At 42.2% G+C, this 23,081-nt stretch carries 23 protein-coding genes; 13 read left to right on the top strand and 10 right to left on the bottom strand.

Annotation, left to right across the window (positions count from 1 at the left end):
- Positions 1 to 20: 20 nt before the first annotated feature.
- From EZV76_RS03530 to EZV76_RS03480, 11 genes are all read left to right on the top strand, one after another.
- A complete protein-coding gene (locus EZV76_RS03530) occupies positions 21 to 332 on the top strand; it encodes a hypothetical protein (RefSeq protein WP_136565189.1) in 312 nt (103 codons plus the stop codon).
- A gap of 89 nt (positions 333 to 421) precedes the next feature.
- The gene (locus tag EZV76_RS03525; RefSeq protein ID WP_136565188.1) at positions 422 to 2,005 is read left to right on the top strand and encodes a SulP family inorganic anion transporter; all 1,584 of its coding nucleotides are present in this window, start codon (positions 422 to 424) and stop codon (positions 2,003 to 2,005) included.
- 10 nt (positions 2,006 to 2,015) lie between these two features.
- On the top strand, positions 2,016 to 2,642 hold the full coding sequence (locus tag EZV76_RS03520; protein ID WP_136565187.1) for a carbonic anhydrase family protein: 627 nt from the start codon (positions 2,016 to 2,018) through the stop codon (positions 2,640 to 2,642).
- Between the two features lie 102 nt (positions 2,643 to 2,744).
- Positions 2,745 to 4,601, top strand: a complete 1,857-nt coding sequence (locus EZV76_RS03515) for a SulP family inorganic anion transporter (RefSeq protein ID WP_136565186.1) — start codon at positions 2,745 to 2,747, stop codon at positions 4,599 to 4,601.
- Positions 4,602 to 4,622: 21 nt separating this feature from the next.
- Positions 4,623 to 5,315, top strand: coding sequence for a hypothetical protein (locus EZV76_RS03510; RefSeq protein WP_136565185.1), 693 nt, complete (start codon positions 4,623 to 4,625; stop codon positions 5,313 to 5,315).
- Positions 5,308 to 6,327: a phenylalanine--tRNA ligase subunit alpha gene (pheS, locus tag EZV76_RS03505; protein ID WP_136565184.1), complete on the top strand. Its 1,020-nt coding sequence runs from the start codon at positions 5,308 to 5,310 to the stop codon at positions 6,325 to 6,327. The genes EZV76_RS03510 and pheS overlap by 8 nt, the downstream gene beginning before the upstream one ends.
- A gap of 124 nt (positions 6,328 to 6,451) precedes the next feature.
- Positions 6,452 to 6,928 carry a GbsR/MarR family transcriptional regulator gene (locus EZV76_RS03500; RefSeq protein WP_136565183.1) on the top strand — a complete coding sequence of 159 codons (477 nt, stop codon included), beginning with the start codon at positions 6,452 to 6,454 and terminating at the stop codon, positions 6,926 to 6,928.
- Between the two features lie 52 nt (positions 6,929 to 6,980).
- Complete coding sequence (locus EZV76_RS03495) at positions 6,981 to 8,051, top strand: efflux RND transporter periplasmic adaptor subunit (RefSeq protein ID WP_136565182.1); 1,071 nt, start codon at positions 6,981 to 6,983, stop codon at positions 8,049 to 8,051.
- Positions 8,052 to 8,084: 33 nt separating this feature from the next.
- Positions 8,085 to 11,231 carry an efflux RND transporter permease subunit gene (locus EZV76_RS03490; RefSeq protein WP_136565181.1) on the top strand — a complete coding sequence of 1,049 codons (3,147 nt, stop codon included), beginning with the start codon at positions 8,085 to 8,087 and terminating at the stop codon, positions 11,229 to 11,231.
- Positions 11,232 to 11,262: 31 nt separating this feature from the next.
- Positions 11,263 to 12,663, top strand: coding sequence for an efflux transporter outer membrane subunit (locus EZV76_RS03485; protein ID WP_136565180.1), 1,401 nt, complete (start codon positions 11,263 to 11,265; stop codon positions 12,661 to 12,663).
- Between the two features lie 10 nt (positions 12,664 to 12,673).
- Positions 12,674 to 13,282, top strand: a complete 609-nt coding sequence (locus EZV76_RS03480; protein ID WP_136565179.1) for a TetR/AcrR family transcriptional regulator — start codon at positions 12,674 to 12,676, stop codon at positions 13,280 to 13,282.
- Positions 13,283 to 13,322: 40 nt separating this feature from the next.
- Here the strand turns inward: EZV76_RS03480 and EZV76_RS03475 are convergent, their stop codons facing one another.
- Both EZV76_RS03475 and EZV76_RS03470 read right to left on the bottom strand, forming a co-directional pair.
- Positions 13,323 to 13,991: a lysoplasmalogenase gene (locus EZV76_RS03475; RefSeq protein ID WP_136565178.1), complete on the bottom strand. Its 669-nt coding sequence runs from the start codon at positions 13,989 to 13,991 to the stop codon at positions 13,323 to 13,325.
- Positions 13,985 to 14,458 carry a CYTH domain-containing protein gene (locus EZV76_RS03470; protein WP_136565177.1) on the bottom strand — a complete coding sequence of 158 codons (474 nt, stop codon included), beginning with the start codon at positions 14,456 to 14,458 and terminating at the stop codon, positions 13,985 to 13,987. The genes EZV76_RS03475 and EZV76_RS03470 overlap by 7 nt, the downstream gene beginning before the upstream one ends.
- A 27-nt stretch (positions 14,459 to 14,485) precedes the next feature.
- Here EZV76_RS03470 and dinB point away from each other — a divergent pair, with 27 nt between their 5' ends.
- Positions 14,486 to 15,586 carry a DNA polymerase IV gene (dinB, locus tag EZV76_RS03465; protein ID WP_136565176.1) on the top strand — a complete coding sequence of 367 codons (1,101 nt, stop codon included), beginning with the start codon at positions 14,486 to 14,488 and terminating at the stop codon, positions 15,584 to 15,586.
- Positions 15,587 to 15,588: 2 nt separating this feature from the next.
- On the opposite strand, the gene EZV76_RS03460 is transcribed toward dinB, so the two are convergent.
- The gene (locus EZV76_RS03460; protein WP_439107543.1) at positions 15,589 to 16,014 is read right to left on the bottom strand and encodes a COG2426 family protein; all 426 of its coding nucleotides are present in this window, start codon (positions 16,012 to 16,014) and stop codon (positions 15,589 to 15,591) included.
- 139 nt (positions 16,015 to 16,153) lie between these two features.
- Here EZV76_RS03460 and EZV76_RS03455 point away from each other — a divergent pair, with 139 nt between their 5' ends.
- Entirely contained in the window at positions 16,154 to 16,729 is a 576-nt protein-coding gene (locus tag EZV76_RS03455; RefSeq protein WP_136565174.1) for a TetR/AcrR family transcriptional regulator, read from the top strand.
- Between the two features lie 55 nt (positions 16,730 to 16,784).
- Here the strand turns inward: EZV76_RS03455 and EZV76_RS03450 are convergent, their stop codons facing one another.
- From EZV76_RS03450 to EZV76_RS03420, 7 genes are all read right to left on the bottom strand, one after another.
- Complete coding sequence (locus tag EZV76_RS03450) at positions 16,785 to 17,333, bottom strand: carboxymuconolactone decarboxylase family protein (protein WP_136565173.1); 549 nt, start codon at positions 17,331 to 17,333, stop codon at positions 16,785 to 16,787.
- A 284-nt stretch (positions 17,334 to 17,617) separates the two neighbouring features.
- Positions 17,618 to 18,430 carry a helix-turn-helix domain-containing protein gene (locus EZV76_RS03445; protein ID WP_236640847.1) on the bottom strand — a complete coding sequence of 271 codons (813 nt, stop codon included), beginning with the start codon at positions 18,428 to 18,430 and terminating at the stop codon, positions 17,618 to 17,620.
- A gap of 187 nt (positions 18,431 to 18,617) precedes the next feature.
- Entirely contained in the window at positions 18,618 to 20,060 is a 1,443-nt protein-coding gene (gene pyk / locus EZV76_RS03440; RefSeq protein ID WP_136565171.1) for a pyruvate kinase, read from the bottom strand.
- Positions 20,061 to 20,062: 2 nt separating this feature from the next.
- Positions 20,063 to 20,527: an IPExxxVDY family protein gene (locus tag EZV76_RS03435; RefSeq protein ID WP_136565170.1), complete on the bottom strand. Its 465-nt coding sequence runs from the start codon at positions 20,525 to 20,527 to the stop codon at positions 20,063 to 20,065.
- Between the two features lie 105 nt (positions 20,528 to 20,632).
- A complete protein-coding gene (rnc, locus tag EZV76_RS03430; protein WP_136565169.1) occupies positions 20,633 to 21,376 on the bottom strand; it encodes a ribonuclease III in 744 nt (247 codons plus the stop codon).
- 7 nt (positions 21,377 to 21,383) lie between these two features.
- Positions 21,384 to 22,634: a beta-ketoacyl-ACP synthase II gene (gene fabF, locus EZV76_RS03425; RefSeq protein WP_136565168.1), complete on the bottom strand. Its 1,251-nt coding sequence runs from the start codon at positions 22,632 to 22,634 to the stop codon at positions 21,384 to 21,386.
- A gap of 100 nt (positions 22,635 to 22,734) precedes the next feature.
- On the bottom strand, positions 22,735 to 22,968 hold the full coding sequence (locus EZV76_RS03420; protein ID WP_009778413.1) for an acyl carrier protein: 234 nt from the start codon (positions 22,966 to 22,968) through the stop codon (positions 22,735 to 22,737).
- Positions 22,969 to 23,081 lie beyond the last annotated feature (113 nt).

Genomic DNA, 23,081 nt, shown 5'->3' with positions numbered 1-23,081 from the left:
TTTTGCAAAAAAACTGTATAGTGCTAAGACTTTTGGCTCTTCCTTTTGTCTCGGTGATACTGGTCACAATTTTAATGGCCTCACCCTTTGTTCCCCTTCTGGGCAAGGAGTACTGTACCGCAATAATTCTTGGTTCCTCTGAAGAGGAAAACAACAGCAAGGAAACAACTGGTAGCAAGAACTTTGAGAGTAAGTTTTTTCTACTTCGCAATTTTTTCCCTGTAGATTCTACACTAAACCAAGAAAAAGATTTTGATGCTCTAACCTATATTTTTAGAGTTTTGGATTGCACCATTGAGATTCTTGACCCACCTCCCAAGAGATTGATTTAATTTTTTTCTTTTTTAAACACATCAAAAATCAATTTCTAACAGTCTTCAGTAAATTATAAATCCCTGAAGACACCATTACTATATTAATTATGTTCAAGTATATAAAAAATGACTTGCCAGCCAGTATTGTGGTCTTTTTTGTGGCGCTACCCCTCTGTTTGGGAATTGCCCTGGCCAGTGGCGCCCCTCTTTTTTCGGGTCTTATCGCAGGAATCATAGGAGGGATCGTTGTGGGTTCACTAAGTGGATCTCAAATAGGTGTTAGTGGGCCCGCTGCGGGGCTTGCTGCAATTGTATTAACTGCCATAGGCACTTTGGGAGGTTATGAAAACTTTCTTGTGGCCGTGGTCTTGGGTGGAATCATCCAAATTGTTTTTGGCTTATTAAAAGCTGGGGTTATTGCCTACTATTTTCCGTCATCAGTAATCAAAGGAATGCTTACCGGTATTGGGATTATTATAATCTTAAAGCAAATTCCACATTTCTTTGGATACGATGCCGACCCAGAAGGAGATTTTGCATTCTTCCAAGTTGATGGTGAAAATACGTTCAGCGGAATTATATCTGCCATTAATTCCATTAGTCCGGGGGCAACTGTGATTGCCGTTGTGGCTTTGTCCATTCTTATTCTTTGGGATAGGGTATTGAGCAAAAAATCAAAGATTTTTCAGTTGATCCAAGGACCTTTGGTTGCCGTGGTTTTGGGAATTGTTTATTTTGCCTTTACCTCTGGTGATGGCACTTGGGGTATTTCTGACGAGCATTTGGTAAGTGTTCCTGTTCCTGACAGTTTAGAGTCGTTTGCCGGGTTGTTCAGTTTCCCAAATTTTTCGGTCATAACCAATTCCGAGATTTGGATTACTGCCTTTACCATTGCGCTCGTGGCCAGTTTGGAGACTTTACTTTGTGTTGAAGCAACTGATAAGTTGGACCCACATAAACGTGTAACCCCTACCAACAGGGAGCTATTGGCACAAGGTGTCGGAAACAGTTTATCCGGTTTGGTTGGCGGATTGCCCATAACCCAAGTAATTGTTCGTAGTTCTGCCAATATACAATCTGGAGGTAGAACCAAAGCTTCAGCTATTATTCATGGATTCTTTTTATTGGCTTCGGTAGTTTTAATCCCAACGCTACTAAATATGATTCCTCTATCCGTCTTGGCGGCCATCCTCTTCGTTGTTGGTTATAAGTTGGCTAAGCCAAGTTTGTTCAAGACCATGTATAATTCTGGTTGGAAACAGTTTGTTCCTTTTGTTGTGACTGTGATTGGAATCGTGTTTACCGATCTTCTGGTAGGTATAGGATTAGGTTTGGGCGTAGGGATTGTGGTAATCCTTATAAAAAGCTACCAAAATTCGCATTTCCTTCATATTGAGGATAATAGCAATGGTGTACATAAAATTAAAATGACTTTGGCAGAAGAAGTTACCTTTATCAACAAAGGAGCTATTCTAAAAGAGTTGGACAGGCTTCCTGAAAATTCATACCTTGAACTTGATGTTAGAAAGACAAGGTTCTTGGACAATGACATTATTGAAATTTTGGAAGACTTTTCGGCCAAAGCCAAAAATAGAAATATTGACATTACCATTATTTCCGAACGAGGCATTGCGGAAAACCCAAAAAGTTACATTGAATTCTTTAATCTAAGACCGAAAAAATCGGCATAACTATAGTGATATGAAAGCACACACAAAAGAAACACAAGCCACCATGACCCCAGAAAAAGCCATTGTTTTTTTAAAGGAAGGCAATGAGCGTTTTCAACAGAACCTAAAAGCCAATAGAAACTTATTGGAACAAGTAAACGACACCAAAGATGGGCAATTTCCTTTTGCCACCATCCTAAGTTGTATCGACTCCAGAGTTTCTGCAGAACTAGTATTTGACCAGGGTTTAGGGGACATATTTAGTGTTAGAATAGCCGGAAACTTTGTCAATGAAGACATCCTTGGAAGTATGGAGTTTGCCTGTAAGCTGGCAGGAACCAAATTATTGGTTGTCCTTGGCCACACTAGTTGTGGAGCCGTAAAAGGGGCCTGTGATCATGCCCGCCTTGGCAACTTAACAAAGCTTATCAACAAAATTGAACCTGCTGTTGATGCGGTTACCGAGCCAAGAGACGAGTCCTTGAGAAATTCCAAGAACCTTGATTTTGTAGATTCCGTTGCGGTTAAAAATGTAGAACTGACCTTGGATAACATCAGAAATCAGAGTCCCATCTTAAAGGAAATGGAACAACAAGGAGAAATAGCCATTGTAGGAGGTATGTATGACATATCTGATGGTAAAGTTACTTTCATGTAAGCCACAAACTCTATGATCTTAAAGGCCGATGATTACGTAATCATCGGCCTTTTTATGTCCTAAAATTAGTATCTTCATACGGTATAAATTTAATACTGGCATATGTTCAAACACGTAAGAGGAGACCTTTTTGGAGGAATAACCGCAGGAATCGTGGCACTTCCTCTGGCACTTGCGTTTGGTGTCAGCTCTGGTCTAGGACCCAGCGCCGGATTATATGGTGCCATTTTCATTAGCTTTTTTGCAGCCCTCTTTGGTGGCACCAACACCCAGATATCTGGACCTACCGCCCCTATGACGGCGGTGAGTATGGTGGTTATTGCCAGTATTGTTGCCGTTAACGACGGTGATGTAACCAAGGCCCTCCCTGCTATTTTAACTATTTTTCTTTTGGCAGGTCTAATGCAGATAGGGTTAGGATTGGTTGGGTTGGGAAAATATATAAAATACATTCCCTATCCTGTAGTTTCTGGTTTTATGACAGCCATTGGTGTAATTATTTTGGTTACACAGATATTACCAGCTGTAGGATATTACCCCAAGGAAGATTTGGAATTTGTAAATCAATATATGCCCGAAGCCGAGGAGAAAATCTTGGAAAATATTCTAAGGGAAGAAGCAGGCGAAGGCATTCTGGTGTTGGAAAACTTTGAAGAAACCATAAAGCGTGCAAGCACCATAACAGAAGCCGATATGAACAAGGAGGCCAGTACCTTGGCCGCCAAAGATGCTTCAGGTGTTTTGGGAACCATAAAGGTTCTTCCCCGTGCATTACTGAACATAAATTGGTTGGAACTGGCCCTCGCCTTGGCCACCATTTTTATCATCTATGGTTTCAAAAGAATCACAACTGCCGTTCCCAGTACCTTGGTAGCCCTGTTGGTAGTTTCTGGAGTGGCTTTTGGTTTTGGATTGGATTATCGTCCCATCGAACAAATTCCCAGCGGATTGCCCATCCCGAACTTGGAGATATTTTCAGGATTTAACCTGAACTCCATTGCCCCGCATATTTTTACTGCACTTACACTTGCCCTGCTTGGGGCAATAGACTCGTTGCTCACCTCGGTAGTGGCAGATAACATGACCCAAACCAAGCACAAACCGAACAAAGAATTGGTTGGACAGGGTATTGGCAACAGTATTGCAGCTGTTTTTGGGGGTATTCCCGGGGCTGGGGCCACCATTAGAACTGTTGTCAACATTAATTCTGGTGGCAAAACCAGGCTTTCAGGAATGGTCGCCGGTATTTTATTGCTCGTTATTCTTCTCGCCCTTGGCCCTGTGGCCTCTCAAATTCCCGCTGCGGTTTTAGCAGGTATATTGGTCACCGTGGGTATAGGAGTAATGGACTATAGAGGGTTGAAGGCAATTCCACACCTTCCAAAGGATATTAAGTTAGGTCCGATGAAGTTGAGCTCAGAAGTAATCATCATGTTGGTGGTGTTGGTTCTATCTTCCATATGGAACTTGGTATATGCTGTAGGTATAGGGTTGGTAATTGCATCATTGATGTTCATGAAAAAAATTGGAGACCTTACTGCAAAAAGATCTGATGTAAAACCCCTGAAAGAAGAAGCATGGTCCGATGAGAAGAATCTCTCGCAAAAAATTAAGGAAGATGTTTTCATTAAGCACATTAAGGGACCCTTGTTTTTTGGTTCCACCAGCGATTTTCAGCAACTGGCATCCCAAATTCCAAATACCGCGTCCACAGTCATAATCCGAATGGGACGCATGCAATACATGGACCAGTCTGGTCTTTACGCCATGGAAGATGTGCTACAGGATTTGAACAGGAAAAACATTAGGGTACTCTTGGTGAGTATCCTGGACCAACCCAAATACATGATGGAACGTATTGATATTATCCCAGGCTTAGTTCCTCAGGAGCATATTTTTGACACTTTTAAGTCCTGCATGAATTGGATTGGCAATGGTTCTGAGAGTGTTAAACCCTAATTCCATACTACAGATAAACCCATGCTTTTCCTAAAATTTCCAAATGATTCAGGACCTATTTATTTAGAAACCCTGGATGGAAGATTTCCTGTGGAGCCTTATAACACCCTAAGCAATCTTATCTTTTTGTTCATTATTGTTTATTGGGGTTTAAAAGTGTATAAGAACACTAAAGAACATCTTTTTTTAGCTTGGGTTCTCCCGGTAATTGCCGTTAGCTATGTTGGCGGCACTATTTACCATGCCACAAGAAGTCATGAATTCTGGCTTAGGCTGGACTGGATGCCCATTATGTTCCTTTGCGCTGCCCTGGTCATTTATTTTATTTTTAAGGTGGTCAAACCGTGGTGGCAACGTCTGCTACTTGTGGTTTTGCTATTAGGTGCCTCTTATATGCTTCGCATCATACCTATGCCAACAGGATGGCGGATTTCTTTGGGATATGTGATCACCGCAATTACAATTCTGTTGCCTTTGGTGTGGTACCTTATTAAAACTAAAGGAAAAAATGTTTCGCTGATAATCCTCTCTTTTGCAATTTTTGCAGTGGCCGTAATGTTTCGGAGCATAGACAAAAACCAAACTTTTCTTTCTATGGGCACCCATTGGTTATGGCATTTTTTTGGTGGAGTGGCCGTACATTATCTTATTGCCTACATATTCAAGGACAATTTGCTAAATTTGTCGGCCAATACTGCCAGTAAAAATGATTGAGACTATAAAGGAACACTTGGCTGAAGTAGAAAAATTCACTTCAACCTCAACAGAAGAGATAGAGAATTTCCGAATCAAGTATTTGGGAAAAAAAGGCCTTTTGAACAGTTTCTTCGCCGAGTTCAAAAATGTTCCCAATGAAGAAAAGAAAGAGTTTGGGCAGGTCATCAATCAATTGAAAAATTCAGCAACGGAAAAAGTCAATGACCTAAAGGCCGCTCTTGAGAACCAAGCAGAAACCGCTGGCAAGTTCGGGGATTTGACCCGTCCCGGGGAACCCATAGAAATTGGGGCAAGGCATCCCATTTCCATTGTTAAGAATCAAATCATTGACATCTTCTCAAGAATTGGCTTCAACGTATCCGAAGGTCCGGAAATTGAGGATGATTGGCACAACTTTACAGCGCTGAACCTGCCGGAATACCATCCAGCTAGGGACATGCAGGATACTTTCTTTATCCAAACAGACCCCGATATCCTATTGCGTACCCATACCTCATCCGTACAGGTGAGGTATATGGAAAGCAACAAACCACCCATTCGGACCATTTCTCCCGGCAGGGTGTATCGAAATGAGGCCATTTCTGCCCGTTCGCATTGTTTTTTCCATCAAGTGGAAGGTTTGTATGTGGACAAGAACGTATCCTTTGCAGATTTGAAACAAACACTTCAATATTTTACTTCGGAAATGTTCGGAAAATCCAAAATCCGACTAAGACCTTCCTATTTCCCATTCACAGAACCCAGCGCCGAGGTGGATGTATACTGGGGACTTGAAACCGAAACTGATTACCGGATGACCAAGGGTACCGGCTGGTTGGAAATCATGGGATGCGGAATGGTAGACCCCAATGTACTACGCAATTGTGGTATAGATCCCGAAGTATATTCCGGATTTGCCTTTGGTATGGGAATAGACCGTATTGCCCTTTTATTGCATCAAATCTCGGACATTCGACTGTTAAGCGAGAATGATGTCCGGTTCTTGGAGCAGTTCAAAAGTGCCTTATAATTCCCTTATTTTCATTGTGTTAGATTAGAATCCGACCTCCAGATGATTTTTTAACACAAGTTTAAGTTCGTTTAGTTTGGTACGTTCAGAACCAAATGTAATTTTGCGGCGTTAAATCCATTTCATGGTAACTGCAAATCAACAACTTATAGAAACATTAGGGATTCACCTTGAAGGAGAGTACAATTTGCCGCCTTTGGCCGCAAGAATCTACGCCATCCTTATTTTAACCGATGAGGACGGCCTCACTTTTGAGGACTGTCTGGAAAAAAGAGGGGCCAGTAAAAGCTCAACCTCAACCTCTTTGAACCTTCTTCTTAACATGGGAATCATCACCTACTTTACAAAACCGGGTGATAGAAGGCGATATTTTTCTGTTGCCAAACAAAAGACCTTTTTCCTTTCTAAACTCCAGGAAAATCTTAAACGGTTAGAAAAGGAAAAGGAAATCATCACCTTGGTCTTGGAACATCACAAAAAAAGTAGCCCAAAAAAACTCAAGGAGGGACAAGAAAGAACCCATATCTACTTGGACTATGTGAATAAAAATGAAAAGCTTCTAAGAGAGTCCATTGAAAAACTTGAAAAAAATATAGACTGAAAAAATAATGTTTACCCAACTATTCATAAACCTTAACACCACTAACAAAGTCATGAAAACAGCCCATATAGCCTTAACCCTAGTGACTGCTTTGATCTTCTCCTCTTGTGGGGAAAAAGCCCAGCAACGAACCGCACCACCTCCCCCTACCCTAAAAGTGAGCAATCTAAAAAAACAAGACATTACCATTTATAAAGTCTATGCTACGTCCATGGAAGGAAAGCAAAATGTGGAAATCTGGCCAAAGGTTTCAGGTTTTGTCCAAAAAATATATGTGGAAGAGGGTCAAAAAGTAAAAAAAGGCCAATTGCTCTTTAAATTGGAGACCCAGACCCTTACCCAAGATGCCAATGCCGCCAAAGCTGCCGTGAATGTGGCCCAAGTGGAAGTGGACAAGCTTGTGCCCTTGGTGGAAAAAGACATCATCAGTAATGTACAATTGGAAACGGCAAAGGCAAGACTGGCTCAGGCCAAAAGTACCTATCAAAGTATTTCCGCCAATATAGGCTATTCCAACATCAATAGTCCTGTTGATGGTTTCATTGGGGCAATTCCCTATAAAGAAGGTGCTTTGGTAAGCAATGCCATGACGCAACCCTTGACAGTGGTGTCCGATATTAGTAGTGTTCGAGCGTATTTTTCAATGAATGAAAAAGAGCTGTTGGACATGAAGCAACGCATGGCTTCCAATGGAAACCCGCTTACCACCGATACTGCCCCAGAGGTGGAATTGGTCATGATCAATGGTGAAATCTATCCGCAAAAAGGAAAAATAGCCATGGTCAACAATATCATCAACGGAACAACAGGAAGTGTAACGTTGAGAGCCGATTTCAACAACCCCGATCAATTGCTCAGCTCCGGAAGTACAGGACAAATAAGAGTTCCTTCAACCTATCAAAATGTATGGGTGATTCCACAGTTTGCCACAGTTGATCTACAAGGCAACAAAATGGTCTATATCCTCCATGATGGCGATACCGTTTCTACCAAGCCTCTTAAAATTGTAGCACAAACAGATACGGATTTCATTGTTTCCGAAGGCTTTGATGAAGGTACTACCATCGTTGCCGAAGGAGTGTCTAAGCTTAGGGACGGACAGACCATAAATCCTGTCAAGTAAAATCATATTGTCAACATTTTTTAGAAGAAAAATATGTTTCAAAAATTTATAGAACGTCCCGTACTTTCTACCGTGATTTCCATAATTATTGTGATTCTGGGAATTTTGGGACTCGCCACCTTACCGGTTGAACAATATCCCGAGATTGCCCCTCCCACGGTTCAAGTTTCTGCAAACTACACAGGAGCCAATGCCGAAACGGTATTAAAAAGTGTTGTAGTACCGCTAGAAGAGCAAATCAATGGTGTGGAAGGCATGACCTACATGACCTCATCAGCAAGTAACGATGGTGCTGCCAACATCAGTGTATTCTTTGAGCTTGGTGTAGACCCGGACATTGCCGCGGTAAACGTACAGAATAGGGTAGCGCGGGCCAACAGTCTATTGCCCCAAGAAGTAATCCAGACCGGGGTAACCACTCGGAAGGCTCAAAACAGTGCGTTGCTTTTCTTCTCCATCTTTTCCAAAAATGAGAATTACGACGCCACCTTTGTGGAAAATTATGCCAAAATCAACTTGGTGCCTCGGTTACAACGTATTAAAGGGGTAGGTAATGTGAATGTGTTCGGAGCCAAGGATTATTCCATGCGGATATGGATCTCTCCAGATAAAATGGCAGCCTACAATTTAGTGCCTGCCGATATTCAAGCAGCTTTACGAGAACAAAACCGGGAAGCGGCAACAGGGAAAATCGGTGAAAATTCAGAAGGTATCTTTGAGTATGTCATGAAATACAAGGGTCGACTTTCCGAAGTGGCCGAATACGAAAATATCATCCTAAAAACTACTGACGATGGTGGTTTTTTGCGCCTAAAGGATGTTGCCGAGATAGAATTGGGTGCTTTCAACTATGCCCGAAAAAACTACGGTATGGGAAATCCAGGTGTGGCTGTTGGGGTATATCAAACCTCAGGGTCTAACGCCAAGGATATTATTGATGAGATTGAACAAATTTTGGTGGAAAGCAAATCGGAATTCCCCAAAGGACTGGATTATGTGATTCCGTTCAACACCAAAGACTTTTTGGATGCTTCCATTGACCATGTGGTCAAGACCTTGATCGAGGCCTTTATCTTGGTTTTCATTGTGGTATTCCTATTCCTGCAGGACTTTAGGTCTACTTTGATTCCAGCCATAGCCGTGCCTGTGGCCATTGTAGGAACCTTTTTCTTCCTGCAGTTGTTTGGCTATTCCATCAACATGTTGACCCTTTTTGCCATGATCTTGGCCATTGGTATTGTGGTGGATGACGCCATTGTGGTGGTCGAAGCTGTCCATGCCAAATTGGAAGAAGGGGCAGATTCGGCAAAGACCGCGACCAAAAAGGCCATGGGAGAAATTTCCGGGGCTATTATCTCCATTACCTTGGTAATGTCCGCCGTATTTATTCCGGTTTCCTTTATCCAAGGGTCTTCGGGAGTTTTCTACCAACAATTTGGAATTACCTTAGCTGTAGCCATTTTGATATCGGCCATCAACGCATTGACCCTCAGCCCTGCATTGGCCGCGCTCTTCCTAAAACCCCACAATCCGGATAAAGAGCATAAATCAGGATTAATGACCCGTTTTTTCAAGGCCTTCAATGTTGGTTTTATGGCCATTACCAATAAATATACCGGCGCTGTAGGCAACTTGGTCAAACGTAAGTGGATTACTGTGGCCCTACTCTTAGGTTTCAGTGCGCTGGCACTTTACCTGTTCCAATCCACACCATCTGGATTTGTGCCCGATGAGGATCGAGGTATCATCTTTGCCAATGTGAGCATGCCTCCAGGAACCACATTGGAGAAAACCGAGGAAACCATCATGAAACTGGATTCCATTTATGAATCCATGGATGTGGTTGAAGCCCGGATGAGTGTAGCCGGATTCAGCCTATTGAACCGGGTAAGTGCGGGGTCGTATGCCTTCTCCATCATGAAACTGAAGCATTGGAACGAAAGAAAGGAAGATTCCCTTTCCGTAAGTGCCACCATGCAACATTTGAATGCCACTTCGGCTCAATTTAAAGATGCGCAGATCATATACTTTACCCCTCCCAGCATACAAGGTTTTGGTACCAACTCTGGTTTTGAGGTGCAGCTTCAGAACAAGGGAACGGACGACTGGTTGGCCATAAATGAGGTGAAAAATCAATTCTTGGCGGCGATGAACGCCAGACCGGAAATTCAATATGCGATTTCACAATTTGATCCCGGTTTCCCACAATACGATTTGGAAATCGATGTGGAAAAACTAAAAATGGCAGGATTCTCCACCACAGATGTATTCAATGCGCTCCAAGGGTATTATGGGGGAATCTATGCAACGGATTTCAACAAGTTTGGAAAGCAATACCGCGTCATGATCCAAGCAAAACCCCAAGATCGTGCCAATGAAAATTCATTGAACCAAATCTTTGTCCGCAACAGTACTGGGGAATCCGTAGCGGTAAGTCAGTTTGTTACCCTTAAAAAGATTTACGGTCCAGAAGTAGTAGAGCGATTTAACCTATTAAGTTCCGTGAAAGTAAGCGGTGTACCCAATCCCGGTTACAGTACGGGAGACGCCATCAATGCCATTGAGGAAGTGGCTGCACAAGTGCTGCCAACTTCATACACTTATGACTATTCTGGACTTACCCGGGAAGAAAGCAATGCCAGTTCGCAGACCGTACTCATTTTTATCTTGAGTTTGATTTTTGTGTACTTCCTGCTAAGTGCCCAGTATGAAAGTTACATTGTACCGCTTTCCGTATTGTTGTCCTTGCCTATTGGTTTGGCTGGGGCTATACTCTTTGTGAATTTGGGTGGATTGGAAAACAACATCTACTTCCAGATTGCCTTGATCATGTTGATTGGTCTTTTAGCCAAAAACGCCATTTTGATCGTGGAGTTCGCCTTACAACGAAGAAAGGCAGGGTTCACATTGTTCAATGCTGCCATTGATGGGGCACGGGCCAGGCTACGTCCTATTTTGATGACCTCCTTTGCCTTCATATTTGGGCTGTTGCCTTTGGCGCTCTCCACAGGAATCGGTGCTATTGGAAATCAATCCATAGGATTGAGTGCCGTTGGGGGAATGCTCATAGGGACCATATTTGGAGTGTTCGTGGTTCCTGTGCTATTTGTCATTTTCCAAGCACTTCAAGAGCGAATTTCAGGAAAGCCGGAACAACTCAATGAAGCAAGCCATGCCTAAACATTCAATGACCGAACAAAGCATATTACCCATGAAAATAAAATCCATATATAAAATCACCCTGCTGTTTTCGGCGACCTTATTGCTGCAATCCTGCTTTGTCGCCAAAAACTATTCCCGACCAGAAATTGAAACGGAAAGTTTGTACAGGACCGATAACCTTCCCACAGATAGTACCTCCATGGCAACCATCTCATGGAAGGACCTGTTCAATGACGAGCAGTTGAAATCTTATATTGAAAAAGGTCTGGAAAACAATCTGGATATACGTATTGCCCTGGAAAATGTTGCTGCTGCCGAAGCCTATGTTAAGCAAGGTAAGGCGGGATATTTCCCAACTCTTACAGGCAAAGCTAGTTTTACCCGGACCAAAAACTCTGGAAACAGTCAGTTTGGAAGCTTTTTCACAAGACCTTTGGAACAATATGAACTTTCTGGCTCCCTTTCTTGGGAAGCAGATGTGTGGGGGAAGATTCGAAGCAATAAAAGGGCTGCAGGAGCCTCATATCTACAGAGTGTGGCCGCACATCAAGCGGTAAAGACCAATTTGGTGGCTGCCATAGCCAACACCTATTACCAGTTAATGGCATTGGACAAGCAATACAACATTGCGGAACAGACCTTGGCTGCCCGAAAAGGAAGTTTGGAAACTACCATGGCCCTGAAGGATGCAGGGCAACTGACCGAAGTGGCCGTAAAACAGACCGAAGCCCAAGTCCATACCACGGAAATTATTCTTATCGACTTGGAGAACAACATTAAACTACTGGAAAATACCTTCTGTATTTTATTGGGTGAGCCTCCCCATGAAGTGGAACGGTCCCGTTTGGATGAACAATCCATTGAAAGTGATCTGGAAACTGGGGTGCCTTATTTATTGTTGGCCAATCGTCCCGATGTAAAGCAAGCCGAGTTCGGCCTTATCAATGCTTTTGAATTGACCAATGTGGCCCGTAGTAGCATGTATCCTTCCTTGAGCCTTACCGCATCAGGAGGGTTCCAAAGTTTGGAATTTGAAAACTGGATTGACGCCAGCTCCCTGTTTTCCCAAATGGTAGGTTCGTTAACACAGCCTATTTTCAACGGGCGTAGGCTAAGGACCCAAATGGAAGTCGCTAAAGTACAACAGGAACAGGCTTTATTGTCTTACAAGAAAACCTTGTTGACGGCAGGTAAAGAAGTTTCGGACGCACTCTACAGCTATGATGCCGAAGCCCAAAAACTGGAGGCCCGTGCCAAGGAACTGGAAGCCTATTCCGTTGCCGAAGACTATTCGGAAGAATTACTGAACAATGGTTTGGCCAACTATCTTGAAGTCCTTACCGCCAGACAAAATGCACTGAACTCAGAATTGAGCTTTGTGGATTCCCAATACGGACAATTGAATGCCATAGTGGAATTGTATAGAGCCTTGGGAGGAGGCTGGCAGTAAAGATCAGGCCATGGACAACAAAAAAGAGTTGCTGGAATGTGCATTTTCCAATTTTTCAAAATTTGGGAGTAAACGCTTTTCCATGGACGAGTTGGCCCACGACCTGGGCATTTCAAAAAAAACCATATACAAGTACTTTCAAAGTAAGGAAGAGCTGGTCATGGAAAGTCTACAATGCTTTTTACAAAAAGTAAGGAGCTCCATTGACGACCATATGCAGAAGAATCCAAATGAAGACCAGCCCTTGCTTACAATCATTTACATATACAAGTTAGGGCTTAGCCACCTGCAAGGTATAAGCCCTGCTTTCTTTTACGGTATCAACAAGTACTACACCAAGGCCGCTAGGGTTTATTCTGAATTTAGAAAGGATATTGTTTGGAACGTGGTACATCCGTTGTTGGTCAAGGCCCAAAAATTGGAGCAAGTTAGGTCAGATGTTAATGTGGAATTGATGTGCAAACTTTTTCTGTTGAGACTGGAGGATACTGTCTATTCAAAAGCCAATCTTTTTGAGGAATACAGTGCCCAAGAATTACTGGACCACATTATTGTTAACCACTTACGGGGAATCCTTACCCTGGAATATCTTCAAAACTGCCCCTGCGAAAACTATTGAACCACTTTTCACCTGATTCTGGTGTGAATATTGAATTAAACTATGACTTTTCTCCCAAACCAATGTTATAAGCAGCATTGGCAATCAAAGCAATACTAAGCCAGTATGTTACCAAAATAAGAACACTGGCATAGTCAAAAGGTGCTTTGAATTTATTAATGGCCAGCAAGGTATCCGAAAGCATGAAAAATAGCACAGCCCACGCTATCCATGCGTATGTCTTTGCCTTGTTCCTTAGATATAAGCCTAATCCTTGCCATGCCATTGAAGTTATCACCAAAACATAGAACAGAACAGGTACCATAAAGTCCCCTAAATCTGGTTTTAACCAAAAGAAAATAGCTCCTCCTATCAAGAAAAGAATCACAAACGAAACCCAATGGAACCAAAAACCCTTGTGTTTGATAAATGCCACAATAAAGAGAATATGTGCCAGTAAAAACGCCACCAATCCGAAAACAAAATACGCTTGATTGAGCAAAAGCACATCACCTATCAAACAAAAAATCAAGGCCACAAGGATAAGCTTGGTAAACTTCGTCAACCCTCCCTTTGGAATAAAAAACAAGAGCGCCAATATGGAAATGGTGGTCAGCGGTTTTAAGAATACATAGAGCGTCCTATATCCGAAATACTCACTGAAAATGGCCGCCAAGGCCAGCACCAAGCTCACCAGATTAATTGTTTTTTGTCTTTTATGGTCTACCATTCTGAAAATGGTTTTTGACTTAGTTGCGAATTATAATATTCTTTAAGTCCAGTGACTTCTTCCCCCAACCAGCTAGGTCTTTTAAAAAACTCATCTTCATGCTGTAGTTCTACCTCAGCAACTACCAGCCCCTTATTTTCTCCCAAAAATTCATCCACCTCGAATACATGGTTGCCCAAAGGCACCGTATAACGTACTTTTTCCAAAATCACATCCTCACACAAATCTATAAGATTGGTCGCCTCGGCCACAGTGATTTCGGTTTCCCATTCAAATCGTGAGGTGCCGGACGCATTACTTGCTCCTTTGACGGTCAAAAAACCTTGGTTTCCCATGATTCGCACCCTAACTGTTCTTTGGGGGTCCGTACTCAAAAAGCCTTGTGCTATGCGGGTGCTCGATGTTGCCTCTTGTTGATATGCGTCGGAGGTCACCAAAAACTTTCGCTCTATTTCCAAGTGTTCCATCAAACTAAATATACCCTAAATTTGAGTATGGATTTTGATTTTCCCTTAAGAAAAATCATTCATGTGGACATGGATGCGTTCTATGCCTCAGTGGAACAGCACGATAACCCCGAGCTGAAGGGAAAACCCATTGCCGTGGGCGGTGGCTCAAAGCGGGGTGTTGTTTCCGCTGCCAGCTATGAAGCCCGTAAATTTGGGGTTCGGAGTGCCATGGCCGGATATATTGCCCAAAGGAATTGTCCGGATTTAATCTTTGTAAAACCCCGGTTTGACCGCTACAAAGAGGTTTCCTATCAAATTCGGAGTATTTTTTATGAATATACGGACCTCGTGGAACCCCTTTCCTTGGACGAAGCTTATTTGGATGTGACCGAAAACAAAAAAGGAAATCCATCCGCCACGTTGATTGCCAAGGAAATCCGTCAAAAAATCCTTGAGAAAACCGGGCTTACGGCATCGGCCGGAATTTCCATAAATAAATTCATTGCCAAAGTGGCCAGTGACTACAACAAACCCAATGGTCAAAAAACGGTGAACCCCGAAGAGGTCATCCAGTTTTTGGAAGATCTGGATATTCGCAAATTCTATGGAGTGGGTAAGGTAACCGCAGAAAAAATGTACCGCTTGGGCATTTTTACCGGGAAAGACCTAAAGCAAAAATCATTGGAATTTTTGGATGAGACATTTGGGAAAAGCGGCAAGTACTACTATTATGTGGTCCGTGGCATACACCACAGTGCCGTGAAACCCCATCGGATTCCAAAATCTGTAGGAGCAGAGCGTACCTTTTTTGAAAACTTGAGCAGTGAAATCTTTATGCTGGAAAAATTGGAGAACATTGCTGCAGAGTTGGAAAGAAGACTTCAAAAATCCAAAATCGCCGGAAAAACCGTGACCCTGAAAATCAAATACAGTGACTTTACCCTCCAAACCAGAAGCAAGACCCTCCCCTATTATATTGCAAGCAAAGAACTTATTCTAGAAACAGCCAAAGAACTCCTGTATCAATCCTCTCTGGAGAATTCAGTGCGTTTATTGGGCATTTCATTGGCCAATCTCAATACTGAAAAACAAAAGAAGGTTCCAGAAAAAGAAGTCGTATCTGTTCAGTTAAAATTTGATTTCTAAGCCTACTTCACAGATAGTACGGTAACCCCATAAATGATGAGTGATGACAGAAATATGCCAAGGGCATTGGCTAAAAAAGCCTGCTTTTTTTCAATCTTTAGTAAGTAAGAAGCAATACTTCCGGCATATACCCCAGTTCCTGGCAACGGAATCATGACAAAAAGAACCAACCCAAAGAAACCATATTTTTGGACTTTGTCCGCTGTACCGGTCTTTGCCCTTCGGGCTACAAATAGTGCAGATTTTTTATAGGGTCTCCATTTGACCAAATGCCGATTGATGTTTTCCAAAAAGAACATCATTATGGGAAACACCAAAAGATTGGATAGAAAACAGGCCACAAATACCACATAGCTGTTCACTCCCCTTCCAATACCATAAGGTATCCCTACTTTCGATTCACCAAAAGGAGACAAGCTCCAAAACATGGCAATTAATAAGTCTAGAATCACGCAATTTCTTTAAAAAAGCAAAACTAGTGATGAAAATGTATTGTCTTGCATAGCACTATGCTAAAAAATGATTAAAAAACACTAGACAGACCGGTCTTTTGTCTATATTTATGTAATGATGGAAAGTATACACAACAAAATCATTGAAACAGCAAGTAATCTATTCTATATCAATGGGTACCATTCTACTGGGGTTAATGAAATCATTGCCAAAAGTGGCATTGCCAAGGCTACGCTCTATAGCCATTTTAAATCCAAGGAAGATATCTGCATCGCCTATTTGAAGTTTAGACATGATGCCTTTATAGAATCCCTCAAAGAGTTTGTAGGTCGAAGAAAAAAAGGAAAGAACCAGCTCTTGGCCATTTTTGATTTCCTCCAAGATTTATACCGGGAAGATCAATTTTATGGGTGCTGGGGACTCAAGACTTTAGGAGAGCTTTCACCAAAAGAGAAAAAAGTACTTGAAGTGATCCAAAAACAAAAAAAGGAACTGTTGCTTTTCCTAGGTGAAGTGGTGGGCGGTAACATTCCCAATCTCTCCAAGGCGGAAATCGAAAGAATATCCAGTGGGCTTTATCTTTTATATGACAGCGCTATTACCGAAAGCCACCTTTTTAAAAATGACTGGCCTATTTTTATGGCCAAAAGCATCGCACCCTCCCTTTATGCAGGTATTGATGTGGACTAAAAAAGCCCTTCCAAAAACTTGAAAGGGCTTTTACACTTAAACTAATTACAGCATCTTAGGCTTCCACCTCCGACAATGGCTGTGCTACAGGAAAATCAATAGGAGCATCCATGGTGTTGTTGATATAGTTGGAAATAGTCTTATCTCCCACCAACAAAATTGTATCGATTAGGTTCTCCTTGGTCCATCCGGCAGCAAAGAAGTTATCTAAAACACTGGCATCGGTAGCGCCTTTATTCTCCGTAATGTTTTTGGCCAATTTTGCCAAGGCATCCAACTTGGCATCAAAAGAGGCCTTCCCCGCTCTCAACTCCAGAATTTGATCTTCCGTAAAACCGTTCATTTTTCCAATGGCGGTATGGGCCGATAGACAATATAGACAGTTGTTCACTTCGCTAACAGCCAAGTTTACCACTTCTTTTTCTTTGGCCTTCAAAGAGGTCTTGCCATTGGCAAAGGTTAAATAATTGCCCAGTGCATTTTCGGAATGGGCATAGGTAGCATATAGATTTGGAACAAAGCCTAAAGCCTTTTCCAAGTTGTCAAAAATGGCCTGATTGGCTCCGCTTACTTCTTCTCTTTTGGGTACATTAAATGTGCTCATGATCTAAAAAAATTTTAAATGAATTATTATTTGATTATCTATTTTGTACAAAGGGTCTTTCCGTATCACAATAGAAATCGTGATGGTGATTTTGCTCACAATGGTTGTTGGCAATTACTGTCTGAACCACTCTTTTTTGTGGTGTCCTGAAAATTTCGATTAGATTGAAAAGGGTATTACCTGAATACTTCATCCTTGGTTTGTTTTAAATTACAGTGCAAAGATGTTGCGAAAAGACAGGTAGGTGTTAGGAACAATTTCCCGAGGACTTGCCCATTTTTCCCTTAAGCCGGGACCAGCTGGTTTTCCCTATACTCGGAAGGGGTCATTTGGGTCATTTTCTTGAAGAATCGGCTAAAATGGGCGGGGTCATTGAATCCAAGATCATAGGCAATCTCTTGGTTTTGTTTATCCGTATAGTTTATGAGGCGCTTGGCCTCCAAGACAATACGGTCCAAGATGATTTGTTGGGGCGATTTTTGGTTATAGATGGAAAAAAGGTTGGAAAGTGTTTTGGGAGACTTGTACAACATTTCGGCATATTCACTAACCTTTCTTTTGGTCTTAAAATTTAGGTCCACCAGATAATTGAACCTTCGGATGATATCTATTTGGTCGTTGCCCAAAGTTTTTACAATCAGTTGCTCCTTGGCCAAGCGGGTGGTCATAATGATCAGCCGTTTTAAGAGCATCTGTAGCATTTCTCCCTGAATATTGTCTGGAGTTGAAAACTCTTCAACAAACATGTCGTATAAGAGATTGAATTTGCGCAGCTCTTCATTCTGGATGGTTACAATAGGCAAATCCTGGGTGCCAAAAAACAAAATCCCATTACAAGAAACCTCACTGTCATGATCAAAGACACAATAGAATTCCCTATTGAAAAAAATAGCGGAGAGGGGCAATTCCGTTTTGACATAGGAAACATGCTGTAGGTAGGTGACCGTTACCATTTGGTTGGGTAGTAGTTCCAATGCCATCCCATCTACCTCAATGGTAAGGGGAGCCTCATTCCTGTTCCATAAAAATTTAATGTTGTTGGGTATTGGGGAATGCTTTGGACAATCGTTTTTGATATCTTCCACAAGCCTGAGCATGGCTCCTAATTTTGCATCCTTGAATTCGTAGACCATTTGTAAATTGGAACTAAAATGAGGTTATGTTTGTTTAGTCTACTGTTCTGAACCATACTTACATACTATAAAACAAAAATCCCAGAAACCATGGGCTTCATGGCATCTGGGATTTTTCAATAATTTATATTTCTGTGTCGGGATACTTGTATTAAAACGAGCAAGTTTCTATCTCGCTCACCCGAAGGGTGTTCACCATTCCCTTGTCCTTAATGGGCATGGCGGCCAAGCTAATTAGCATGTCCCCAACATCCAAAAATCCTTTTTTGCAGGCAATTCGGTTTACATCCTCAATGGTTTCATCCGTGGAAACAAATCGATCGTAATAAAATGCCTTAACACCCCACAATAGATTCAATTGGGTGAGTATTCTTTTATTGGAAGTAAACACCAAAATATGGGCACTTGGCCTCCAAGCCGAAATCTGAAAAGCCGTATACCCACTATTTGTCAAAGTTGAAATGGCCTTGGCCTGAATCTCATTTGCCATTAGCGCCGCATGATAACAAACCGACTTGGTAATGTATCTTTTGGTGCGGATATGAGGTGGGTTCTGAGGAACCTTGATCAAGCTTGAATTTTCTACACTGGTCAAGATACTGGCCATTTTTTCAATTACTTGAACGGGATAGTTCCCTACCGAAGTCTCTCCAGACAACATTACGGCATCAGCTCCATCCATTACAGAATTGGCCACATCGTTTACCTCAGCACGGGTTGGTGTAAGGCTGGTGATCATGGTTTCCATCATCTGCGTGGCAATAATCACGGGGATTCTGGCCTTTTTGGCCTGGAGCACCAACTTCTTTTGAATTAATGGAACTTCTTGGGCTGGCACCTCAACTCCCAAATCGCCCCGAGCGACCATAAGACCATCGCAATACGCCACAATCTTATCAATATTATCAACGGCCTCTGGCTTTTCAATCTTGGCCACAATGGGAATTTTGTGGTCCGAGTGTTTATTCACCAATTCTTGCAGGTCAATAAGGTCTTGACTATGCCTAACAAAAGAAAGGGCAATCCAATCTACTTGGTGCTCTATGGCATATATGGCATCTTTAATGTCCTTCTTGGTAAGGGCCGGCAACGAAATGCTGGTATTGGGAAGGTTGACTCCTTTTTTCGATTTTAAGGGTCCTCCCTGAATTACCGTAGCTTTGACTTCGTCCTTTCCGTTGGTTGATTTGACCTCAAAAATCAATTTTCCATCATCCAAAAGAATGCGTTCGCCAGGCTTTACATCCTGTGGGAAATTTTGGTAGTTCATGTATACCCTTTGGGCAGTGCCCTCGAAAGGCTCTCCAGTGGCAAAGGTGACTTCGTCGCCAGGCACAACTACGGCCTCGCCTCCCATGACCCCAACCCTAAGTTTTGGACCTTGCAAATCTGCAAGTATGGATGTATTTACCTCCAATTCCTCATTCAACTCGCGTATCATATTGATACGTTCCGTAACATCGTCATAGGAAGCATGCGAAAAATTTATCCTGAAAACGTCCACGCCAGCCTCTATCATTGCCTTAAGGGTTTCTTTCTTGCTGGTTGCTGGGCCTAACGTTGCTACAATTTTAGTCTTCTTTCTACTTGGCATTTTTAAAAGATTAGATTTCTTTTTGATTTTAAGGTATGTGCTTCCACTGGATAAGCTGTAACTACCTTTGCTATTTTATTGATGGCCTTGACCTTTTGTTCCAAAGCGGTTTCATCTGCGCCATCGACCTTAAGAAAATAGTCAACTTCTTTGCGTTCCTTCACCAAATGGTTGGTTCTATAGGAAGAATCGTTTCCAAATAACCCATTTGATTGAACCGCTTCCACTATGGTACATGAATTGGATATCAACGTCCAGTATACATCGTTGATTTCATCCTCCCAATCAAATACGGAAAAAAAGAAACTTTCGTCCAAATGGAGGTCGTTTCCCATTCTTTTCAGATACAGCGAACAATTGGAATTTATGCCATAAGCCATGGCGTAATCTTCTAAATTACTGTGTATGGCTATTAGCCCAAAACTGTCATCAAAAAAGTCTGCCGATATCCTGTGTGTTGTCAACATGCCTTTAACACGAAATGTAAATATACTCTTAATCCCTTTGATTGCCTAGCTGAAACGGCACAATACGTTTATAAACCAAACGAAAACGTTTGAGTTTACTTTTATTTAATCTTGTTGATTTTCAATTTTGTTCTGAAGTGCAAAATAGGCTCTTTTGGATGCCTTTTCTTCAGCCTTTTTTTTGGAAGTGGCCCTTGCTTTTGCCAAAATTCTATCGCCAATGGTAAGTTTTACGGCAAAGTGTTTCAACTCGTCATTTCCCGTGTCCTCATATACATTATAGTGGAACGGCTTTTTTTGTTTTTGGCACCATTCAATGACCAAGCTCTTATAACTGATTACCTTTCCTTCCAATTGATCAATATCCACATAGGGATCAATAACCCGTTCATTGATGAACTTTTCGCAATATGAATATCCCCGGTCTAGATATATGGCTCCAACCAGCGCCTCGAAGACATTCCCGTGTATGTTTTCTCCAAAATGGGACTTGGGAATCCTGCTTTCCACAAACTGCAAAAGTTCCAAATCCTTTCCCAATTCGTTCAAGTGCTTTCTACTTACCACTTTAGATCGCATTTTGGTAAGATAGCCTTCATCCCCTTCCGGAACCTCATTGAACAAATGCTTTGAAATGATGGTTCCCAACATGGCATCCCCTAAAAACTCCAGACGTTCATAATTCATGGGGTTTCCATCCGCATCTTTTTTGTTCATAGATCTGTGGAGGAACGCCTTTTTATAAATCTCTATGTCCTTGGGCTTAAATCCGAGGATTTTTTTAATCCCCAAAAAAAAATCCCCATCCGAGTCTGGATGGGAATTAAATATTTTGGAGGTGAATTTCATCTGGAAACTACCCTAATTTTTTAAACAAAACACATGCATTGTGACCACCAAACCCGAAAGTGTTGCTCATGGCCACATTAACCTCTCTCTTCTGTGCCTTGTTCAAGGTCAGATTGAGCGATGGGTCGATTTGTTCGTCTACAACATTATGGTTGATTGTTGGCGGAACCAAGCTGTGTTCCATGGCCAAGATAGACGCAATGGCCTCAATGGCCCCTGCCGCCCCCAACAAATGCCCTGTCATGGACTTGGTGGAGTTAATGTTTATCTTGGTTGCATGGTCTCCAAATACTTTGGATATTGCCTTCAGCTCTGCTACATCTCCCAAAGGAGTAGAAGTTCCGTGCGTGTTGATGGCATCCACATCTTCCGGTTTTAGGCCGGCATTCTGCAAACAATTTTCCATCACCTTTACCACGCCGATTCCTTCAGGGTGTGGTGCCGTCATGTGATAGGCATCACTGGAGAGTCCACCACCCAATACCTCTGCATAGATTTTTGCTCCTCTGGCCTTGGCATGCTCGTACTCTTCCAAAATAAGGGCCCCAGCGCCTTCACCAAGTACAAATCCGTCACGGGTGGCATCAAATGGTCTTGATGCTGTCTCGGGGCTATCATTTCTTGTTGACAAAGCGTGCATGGCGTTAAATCCTCCCATACCGGCAATGGTCACCGCTGCTTCGCTTCCTCCGGTTACAATGACATCGCAATGGCCCAATCTAATATAATTGAGCGCATCGATCATGGCATTGGCCGAAGAAGCACATGCGGATACCGTGGTATAGTTAGGCCCCATGAATCCATGCTTTATGGAAATGTTTCCCGGCGCAATGTCCGCGATCATCTTAGGAATAAAGAAAGGATTGAATCTTGGCGTTCCATCGCCATTGGCATAGCCAATCACTTCATTCTGGAAGGTTTCCAAACCGCCAATTCCGGCTCCCCATACAACACCGACCCTAAATTTGTCCACATTGTCCAAATCTATCCCTGAATCAGCTATGGCCTCATCTGAAGAGACAAGGGCATATTGGGCAAACCTATCCAATTTTCGGGCTTCCTTTCTATCAAAGAAATCCTCTGGATTGTACCCTTTGAGCTCACAGGCAAAACTTGTCTTGAACTTCTCAGTATCGAAATATGTTATGGGGGCAGAACCGCTCTTACCGGTTCGTAGTCCTTCCCAATAAGCTTCCAAATTGTTGCCTATGGGGGTCAACGCCCCCATTCCGGTAACCACTACTCGCTTTAACTGCATTGAACTATTTTTTACCCTTTAGAACCTAAATTATAAAAAAATTATCCATGCGATGACCACCACATGGATAATTTATACTCTTTAGTAATATATCATGTAATTACTTCGCTTCTTCTATGTAGCTAATGGCTTGACCAACAGTTGCAATGTTTTCTGCTTGATCGTCAGGGATTTGAATATCAAATTCTTTCTCAAACTCCATGATAAGCTCAACAGTGTCCAAGGAATCCGCTCCTAAATCGTTGGTAAAGCTAGCTTCAGCTACAACTTCATTCTCATCTACACCCAGTTTATCAACGATGATAGCCTTTACTCTTGATGCAATGTCTGACATAATTATAGTGGTTTTAAAAATTTAATCGTTGGCAAAAATAAAAAACTTTGGTTTAAATACACCATTTGTCGATAAAATGTAACCGAAATTAAGCATCTTTAATATCAGTACAC

It is taken from the genome of Flagellimonas alvinocaridis (genome assembly GCF_004916895.1).
GTDB lineage: Bacteria > Bacteroidota > Bacteroidia > Flavobacteriales > Flavobacteriaceae > Flagellimonas > Flagellimonas alvinocaridis.
Note: the sequence above shows the minus strand (reverse complement) of the source record. Positions and strands in the feature narration are given on the sequence as shown.